Origin of the sequence: Kitasatospora sp. NPDC056531, assembly GCF_042794375.1 — a bacterium.
Lineage (GTDB): Bacteria > Actinomycetota > Actinomycetes > Streptomycetales > Streptomycetaceae > Kitasatospora.
The window spans coordinates 2,895-10,264 of the sequence record NZ_JBHTTU010000033.1 but is presented as its reverse complement, the minus strand read 5'-3'; the positions used below and the strand labels follow the sequence as shown (position 1 = coordinate 10,264).

8 protein-coding genes are annotated in these 7,370 nt (G+C 71.3%); 5 read left to right on the top strand and 3 right to left on the bottom strand.

The genetic code is table 11. The features are described from left to right. Positions 1 to 142: 142 nt before the first annotated feature. The gene (locus ACFQ87_RS25255) at positions 143 to 373 is read right to left on the bottom strand and encodes a hypothetical protein (RefSeq protein WP_380613077.1); all 231 of its coding nucleotides are present in this window, start codon (positions 371 to 373) and stop codon (positions 143 to 145) included. Positions 374 to 886: 513 nt separating this feature from the next. Here ACFQ87_RS25255 and ACFQ87_RS25250 point away from each other — a divergent pair. The 4 genes from ACFQ87_RS25250 (at position 887) to ACFQ87_RS25235 (ending at position 4,923) form a co-directional block, all read left to right on the top strand. Then, complete coding sequence (locus tag ACFQ87_RS25250) at positions 887 to 1,039, top strand: hypothetical protein (RefSeq protein ID WP_380613076.1); 153 nt, start codon at positions 887 to 889, stop codon at positions 1,037 to 1,039. Between the two features lie 376 nt (positions 1,040 to 1,415). Further along, complete coding sequence (locus ACFQ87_RS25245) at positions 1,416 to 2,372, top strand: hypothetical protein (RefSeq protein WP_380613075.1); 957 nt, start codon at positions 1,416 to 1,418, stop codon at positions 2,370 to 2,372. A 56-nt stretch (positions 2,373 to 2,428) separates the two neighbouring features. Then, positions 2,429 to 3,679, top strand: coding sequence for a hypothetical protein (locus ACFQ87_RS25240; protein WP_380613074.1), 1,251 nt, complete (start codon positions 2,429 to 2,431; stop codon positions 3,677 to 3,679). 116 nt (positions 3,680 to 3,795) lie between these two features. Further along, positions 3,796 to 4,923, top strand: coding sequence for a transglycosylase family protein (locus ACFQ87_RS25235; protein ID WP_380613073.1), 1,128 nt, complete (start codon positions 3,796 to 3,798; stop codon positions 4,921 to 4,923). 198 nt (positions 4,924 to 5,121) lie between these two features. Here the strand turns inward: ACFQ87_RS25235 and ACFQ87_RS25230 are convergent, their stop codons facing one another. Next, positions 5,122 to 5,508, bottom strand: a complete 387-nt coding sequence (locus ACFQ87_RS25230) for a winged helix-turn-helix transcriptional regulator (RefSeq protein WP_380613072.1) — start codon at positions 5,506 to 5,508, stop codon at positions 5,122 to 5,124. 92 nt (positions 5,509 to 5,600) lie between these two features. On the opposite strand from ACFQ87_RS25230, the gene ACFQ87_RS25225 reads away from it, so the two are divergent. Then, entirely contained in the window at positions 5,601 to 6,440 is an 840-nt protein-coding gene (locus ACFQ87_RS25225) for an SDR family oxidoreductase (RefSeq protein ID WP_380613071.1), read from the top strand. 6 nt (positions 6,441 to 6,446) lie between these two features. On the opposite strand, the gene ACFQ87_RS25220 is transcribed toward ACFQ87_RS25225, so the two are convergent. Beyond that, a complete protein-coding gene (locus tag ACFQ87_RS25220; protein WP_380613070.1) occupies positions 6,447 to 7,052 on the bottom strand; it encodes a hypothetical protein in 606 nt (201 codons plus the stop codon). Positions 7,053 to 7,370 lie beyond the last annotated feature (318 nt).

Sequence of the window (7,370 nt, the reverse complement as noted above, 5' to 3'; positions counted from 1 at the left end):
GGGAAAGGGGGACCCCCCCCCCCCCCCCTTCCCCCGAAAACCCCCCCAACCCCGTTTGGGGAAAACAGGGGGGCGGGCCACTCCCCAGGGACCCCCCCGCCACGTTCCGTACGGGACTCGGGGTTGCGGAGGGCGGGGCTGTTCACGCCGTGGGGGATGTCGGGGTGATGCTGTCGGCGCCGATGGGCTCCGCGTACTCAAGGACGTCGTCGAGCAGTGCCCTGTGGAGTGCGCCGCTGCCGAGTTGCTCGGCCTCGATGTATGTGACGCCGTCCTTCACGAACACCCCGGTCACCCGGAAGTCGTGGTTGTGGTGCGGCGCGTCCGGGTAGCGCCGAGCCCAGACGGAGCCGATCGTGGGGTGCGCGGTCATGTCGCCCAGTCTGTCACTGCCGGGGGGCAATGCGGCTGGCCCAGCTGGGCGAGGTCCGTGCGGCAGGCGAGGCCGGTGAGGCTGTGCTGCATGGCCCGGTTCCTAGCCAGTGCTGTGACCGCGAAGGCTCACCGGGTGGGCGCTGACGGGCCCTCGGCCGGTTGGGTGTCGCGAGACGTTCAACCTGGAGGGGCACGACGGCAGAGCCGGTCGGGGTCCGCAGGCTCACGGACCACGAAGGTCGGCGGGTACCAGGAATCGTGCCGCTTCCAGCCGTATCTGCAGGGCGAGTTGCGCATCGCGCCGATCGTGAATGGCATGTTCACGTCATCATGTCCGGACCCCGTCAGGCCGATTGGCGACATCCGGAAGGCCTTCCAGTGGTGTCGACGGTCGGCGAAGCTAGTGATCGCCGCCAGGGAAACGGCCCGGACGGCAGCCGGACGCAGCGTCAACCGCGGGACGCCCGATCCGCCCGGCACATCTCCGCCACCAGTAGCGAAGGACTCCGTCGTGATCCGCATCTGTATCGCCCAGGCCGCCGCGGTCACCGCCGGCTCGCCCACCACGCTCCTGATCGCCCCCGTGGCATCCGCCGTCACCGACGAGACGCCGCACACCCCGCCACCCGCCGCCTTCTGCGACAGCATCTCCTGGGGTGGGTGAGCCCGGGGTTGAGATCGTCCACGCAAGCCTGAATCGCCGCCGACCCCGTGCGGCGGCCGCGGAGCTGAGCGAGGCGGCCGAGGCCGTGGACGCCCTGTGGGCACGTGCGGTCTGCCGCAGCCGCCGGACCCCGCCCCTGCTCGGCCAGAGCCACCGCCGCCTCGCCCCCGAGCCGCCGACCGCAGGCCCTACCGGCAGCTGACCACGGCGCCCGCCGACTCGCTGCCCGCCCGCTGTCCGAAGGTCTCCGTGCCCGGTCCCCCGGCACGGGACGGCCCGGATCCGCCGCACAACGCCCCACCTCCGCAACCGCTTGCGCCCAGCGGCTACTTCACCACGCCCTCGCGCACCCGCCTGACCGATCAGGAGATCCCCCGTGGCCACCAAGACGTCGATCCTCGTCCGCACCGCCGCCGCCCTGTGCGCCGTGACTGCGGGCGGACTCGCCCTGACGGCGGTCGGCACCGGTGACCACGCCTCCGCCGCGACTCCGGCCGACGCCGCCTCGACTCCATTCGCCTCCGCCTCGCCGCAGGCTCCCGGCACTCCGGCGACGACGGCGTCCGACACGCCCTCCGGGCAACCGGAACTGACGCCGACGAAGCCGACCGAGCCTGCCCCCGCCACGCCGTCGGCCACGGGGACCACAGCGCCTGTCCCCGTTCCGAAGACTCCTGCGAAGCCGACCGCACCGGGTGCCGCTGTGCCCGCTGTGCCCGCTGTTCCCGCTGTGCCCGCTGCGCCTGCCGTGCCCGCCGTGCCCGCGCCGCTGGCCCCGGCGCAGCTGCCCGACAACGCCGCTGCCGCCTGGAAGCCGATCGCGCAGCCCCACACCCAGGCCGCCACCCACGATGTGCGCCTCAACGAGTGCGCAGCCGTCAAGGGCGCAGCGACCTGGCAGCAGCAGGGCTACGTCAGCAGTTTCAAGACCCCGGCCGTCCAGGACACGTTCACCTTCACCGACGCCGCGACGGCCCAGCAGGCGTACACGGACGTCCTGAACGCCATGAACGCGTGCCAGCAGCAGTCCCGCGCCCTGCAGAGCGCGGCGAAGCTGTCGCAGGACGCCCAGGTCGTCGCGACGGCGACGACCGCCGAGGGCAGCGCCTTCTCGCGGCAGTGGTCCGCCGTCGCCGGGATGTCCGCGCCCGGCCCGCAGACCGGCCACATCTACCTGGTCCGCCACCGGAACGATCTGACGGTCCTGCAGTTCGCCGTCCCCGCCGGCACCCCCGAGGCCGGCGCGCTGACGGCGGCCGACGACCAGGCCACCCTGGCCAACCTGGCCGCCCGGCTGGGCACCGCGCCCGCGGCAGCCGAGCAGCGCCCCTGAGCGGCGCGCTCACCACTCGACTTCACCACCATCCGACACCGAGAAGGAACCCCTCCATGTCCCGCGTCTCCCGCACTGCCGCCCGCTCGCTCGCCACCCTCGTCGCCGCCGGCGTCGGCGTCACCCTGTTCACGGCGGCCGCCCCGGCGCAGGCCGCCTCGACCGCGGGCGGCACCATCACCCGCAGCGAGGTGCTGGCCCGCGCCCAGAGCTGGGTCGACGAGGGCGTCCCCTACAACCAGGGGGCGTACAAGAGCGACGCCAACGGCACCTACCGCGAGGACTGCTCCGGCTACGTCTCCATGGCCTGGCACCTGACCAGCAGCCTGGTCACCCAGACCCTGCCGAACGTCTCCACCCCGATCAGCTTCTCCCAGCTCAAGGCGGGCGACGCACTCGACTACACCGCCGAGCACACCTTCCTGTTCGCCGGCTGGACCAACCAGTCCAGTGGCGACTTCACCTACTACGCCGAGAGCAACACCCACAACCCGACCCACGGCCCCACCAAGGCGAACATCAACAGCAGCAGCCTCGAAGGCTGGCCCACCAGCTACTACACCGCCCTGCGCTACAACAACATCGCCGACGACCCGACGGGGCCGTCGACGTACAGCGGTGACCTGCCGGTGTCGGGCCGGTGGGGTGTCGGATCGGCCACCACCGTGGGCGTGTTCCGGGACGGGACGTGGGCGCTGCGTGATGTGAACGGCGGGACGACGTCGGTCGGCTTCGGCCAGGCCGGGGACCTTCCGATGACCGGTGACTTCGACGGTGTGGGCCACGACCAGCTCGGTGTCTTCCGGCCCGGTACCAGCACGTTCGCGGTGCGGCACGACGACGGCAGCACCACCTCGCTCGTCTTCGGGCAGGCCGGTGACATTCCGGTGCCGGGCATGTGGGACCACAACGGCCACGCCCAGATGGCCGTCTACCGCCCCAGCACCAACAGCTTCACCGTCCGTCACGACGACGGCAGCGTCACCACCGCCGGCCTCGGCCAGGCCGGTGACGTCCCGATCGTCGGCGACTGGGACGGGGTCGGCCACACCCAGATGGGCGTCTTCCGCCCCGGCACGAACGCGGGCGACCAGAACACCTTCGTCCTGCGCCACGACGACGGCAGCGTGACCACCGCGACCTACGGCATCAAGGGCGACCTTCCCGTCGTCGGCGACTGGAGCAGCAAGGGCCGCACCACCTACGGCGTCTACCGCCCCGGCACCGCCACCTTCGCCCTCAGCAACGCCTACGCGGGCACCGCGGACTCCGTGTTCACCTACGGCAACGGCGGCACCTGGTCCTGACCTCCCGCCTCACCGGGGGCAGGTCGCGCCACCCCGACCTGCCCCCGGTGATCCCCAACCAGGCATCCGCCCAAGCGACTTCCGTTCGCGCTGCATCTGATTGCGAGAGCTCCTTCATGCCCGCCACGCCCTCCGCTCCCTCCACTGCGTCCGTCACCCGCTTCGGCAAGGCCGCCCTGCTCGTCGCTGCCGCCGCTGCCGCCGCTGCCGCCGCGGCACCGCTCCTGACCGCCGGCGCCGCCTCCGCGGCGTCCGTCACCACCTGGGACCAGGTCGCCATGTGCGAGAGCGGCGGCGACTGGAGCATCAACACCGGCAACGGCTACTACGGCGGCCTGCAGTTCTCCTCCAGCACGTGGAAGGCGTACGGCGGCACCCAGTACGCGCCGCAGGCCAACCTCGCCACCAAGTACCAGCAGATCGCCACCGCCGAGAAGGTCCTCGCCGACCAGGGCCCGGGCGCATGGCCGGTCTGCTCGACGAAGGCGGGCCTCACCAAGGCCGGCCCCGCGCCGGTCTTCCCGACGGACACCAAGCCGTCGACGTACAGCGGTGACCTGCCGGTGTCGGGCCGGTGGGGTGTCGGATCGGCCACCACTGTCGGTGTGTTCCGGGACGGGACGTGGGCGCTGCGTGATGTGAACGGCGGGACGACGTCGGTGGGCTTCGGCCAGGCCGGGGACCTTCCGATGACCGGTGACTTCGACGGTGTGGGCCACGACCAGCTCGGTGTCTTCCGGCCCGGTACCAGCACGTTCGCGGTGCGGCACGACGACGGCAGCACCACCTCGCTCGTCTTCGGGCAGGCCGGTGACATTCCGGTGCCGGGCATGTGGGACCACGACGGCCATGCCCAGATGGCCGTCTACCGCCCCAGCACCGGCACGTTCGTCGTCCGTCACGATGACGGCAGCGTCAACACCGCAGCCCTCGGCCAGGCCGGTGACGTCCCGATCGTCGGCGACTGGGACGGGGTCGGCCACACCCAGATGGGCGTCTTCCGCCCCGGCACGAACGCGGGTGACCAGAACGTCCTTGCCCTGCGTCACGACGACGGCAGCGTGACCACCGCGACCTACGGCATCAAGGGCGACCTTCCCGTCGTCGGCGACTGGAGCAACCAGGGGCGCACCACCTACGGCGTCTACCGGCCCGGCACCGCCACCTTCGCCCTCAGCAACGCGTACGCCGGCTCCGCCGACTCCGTGTTCACCTACGGCAACGGCGGCACCTGGTCCGCCTAGGCGATCGATGCCAAGGGCTCGCCGGCAGGCATGACATGAAGTGAGGGAGTCCAAAGGTCGGTTGTGACGCCCGACCTGGACTCCCTCCTCGCCTCCGCGCGGCGCGGAGGCCGATCACGTGGGCGCCGGTCAACCCGAAGATCGGTGAACGCGAGGTGCTCGCGACCGTGTCCGGGCCACCCGGTCGTTGGCTGTATGTCAGTCGTTGCCGGGCCTGCGCATGCCGAGCAGCGACAGCCGGCTGGTGATCCGGTCGAACAGTTCCGTCAGCGGCTCGCTGACCTCCCGGCCGAACTCGGTCAGCCCGTAGGTGACTTGGGGCGGCGTCGCCGGTTCGACGTTCCGCCAGACCAGGCCGTCGTCGACCAGTGCGCGCAGGGTCTGGGAGAGCATCTTCTCGCTGATGCCCTGGATGCTCTCGCGTAGCTCGTAGAAGCGGAGGTCGTTGCTCCGCAAGGAGATCAGCACCCAGATGCCCCACCTGCTGGTCACGTGGTCGACCATGTCGCGCGCGGGGCAGTCGGTGTGAAACACGTCATACCGCGCCCCGGTCTCGGCCTGGCTGTGCTGCAAACCTTCCGTCATGTCATGAGCTTACCTTCAGGTATGTCCTTACTAAAAGTAAGCCAGCGCTCCTAGCGTGAAGGCCACAGAGGACATCCGACAAGGAGCTGATCATGATCGTGGTGACCGGGGCTACCGGGAACATCGGCCGGCCGTTGACGCAGGCGCTGGCCGAGGCGGGGGAGCAGGTGACGGCGGTGTCGCGGCACGCGGCGGCGGTGCCGGACGGCGTCCGGCACGTGGTGGCCGATCTGGCCCGGCCGGCCGGCCTCAAGCCCGTGCTGGAGGGGGCGAAGGCGCTGTTCCTGCTGCTGTCCGGCGACCTGCACGCCGCAGGGGCCAACCCTGCGGAGATCATCGGCGAAGCCGCGGTCGGCGGGGTGCGCCGGGTCGTCCTGCTCTCCACCCAGGGCGTGGCGACCAGGCCCTTCGGCCCGACGCGGATCGCGATGCGGGCGCTGGAGGACGCGCTGCGGGAGTCCGGTTTGGAGTGGGCCGTCCTGCGGCCGGGCGGCTTCGCCTCCAACGCCCTGTGGTGGGCCGAGTCCGTTCGCGCGCACCAGGTCGTCGCCGCACCCTTCGGGGACGTCGGCGTGCCGATCATCGACCCGGCGGACATCGCCGCGGTCGCGGCGGCCTGCCTGCTGGACGACCGGCACACCGGCGGCGTTTACGAGCTGACCGGCCCGGAGGTGATCACTCCGCGCGGGCAGGCGGAGGCCATCGCCTCCGCGCTCGGCACGCCGGTGAGGTTCCACGAGCTCACCCGCGACGAGGCCAGGGCCGCGATGGCCCGGAGCATGCCGGCGGAACTCGCCGACGACACCCTGGACATCCTCGGCTCCCCGAGCCCGGCCGAGCTGCGCGTCAGTCCGGACGTCCAGCGGGTCCTCGGCCGCGCCCCGCGCCCCTTCGCCGACTGGGCCGCCCGCAACGTCGCCGCGTTCCGCTGAGACCGGTCAGCGCGAGTCATCGATCCCCGCCCTGAACGGGCGCCCACGCAAGACGCTCGGCTGGGAGACCCCAGCCGAGCGTCTCGCCGGACTCCTGGCCGACGCCAGTTGATCACTGTGTTGCGATGTCCCCGGGAATCCGCCGGTTCCCGGGGATCGACTGCACCTTGGGCGCCCGGTCAGACGGTCCGGGTCCCGGCGGCTTCGGCACGCCACAGTGGTTGGCGGTTTGTCAGCTGCCGGTGAGCTCGTTCCACGGGGTGCCCCAGAAGTCCAGTGCCTTCCAGGTGTTCGGGCCAAGATGCCGTCGGCCGGCGGGTCCATGAAGGACTTCTGCAGCCAGACCATCGCGTTGTAGGTCTCCGGGCCCCACAGGCCGTCCTCGCCGATGGTCGGGTAGTTGATGTGCGCGTTCTTGACGAAGTAGTTGAACTGGTGCTGCACGCACCACACGGCGTGGGTGTTGTTGGCGTAGCCGTAGCCGTAGCCGTAGCCGTAGCCGAGGTGCGGCGCGTTCGGGTCAGCGCTGGCGGGCCCGGCAAGGGTGAGGAGGGCGGCGCCGGCGACGGCGGTCGCGGTGGCGGCTTTGGCGATACGGGACTTGAGGCTCACGTAAGTGTTCCTTCCAGGGGTCGGTCTCGGGTGTCGGCTCGTGTTCACCGAGCCGCGGCAGAACTGTGCCGCACTCAGCCGTCCGGCCGGGAGGCCGATTTGCTGTCCCACCTGCGGTGAAACGCGTCTTACCTGCTGTGGGACAGGCGATTCAAACTGAGCGTGAGACCTCTGTGACGGAATACGCCCTCGCTCTGCCTCCGGAGACGCGAAAGTGGGGGGGGGGGCCCGGGGGGGGGGGGCCCGGCACTCCTTCCCCTGGGGGTGTTAGTCGTTGGGGGTGGGGGGCGGGGTGTTCGTTGTCGAGACGGGGAGGGG

What these genes read in the sequence shown, in the direction of transcription:
- ACFQ87_RS25255 (WP_380613077.1), bottom strand. Translation starts at nt 373, where the DNA reads ATGACCGCGCACCCCACGATCGGCTCCGTCTGGGCTCGGCGCTACCCG.
- ACFQ87_RS25240 (WP_380613074.1), top strand. Translation starts at nt 2,429, where the DNA reads ATGTCCCGCGTCTCCCGCACTGCCGCCCGCTCGCTCGCCACCCTCGTC.
- ACFQ87_RS25235 (WP_380613073.1), top strand. Translation starts at nt 3,796, where the DNA reads ATGCCCGCCACGCCCTCCGCTCCCTCCACTGCGTCCGTCACCCGCTTC.
- ACFQ87_RS25230 (WP_380613072.1), bottom strand. Translation starts at nt 5,508, where the DNA reads ATGACGGAAGGTTTGCAGCACAGCCAGGCCGAGACCGGGGCGCGGTAT.
- ACFQ87_RS25225 (WP_380613071.1), top strand. Translation starts at nt 5,601, where the DNA reads ATGATCGTGGTGACCGGGGCTACCGGGAACATCGGCCGGCCGTTGACG.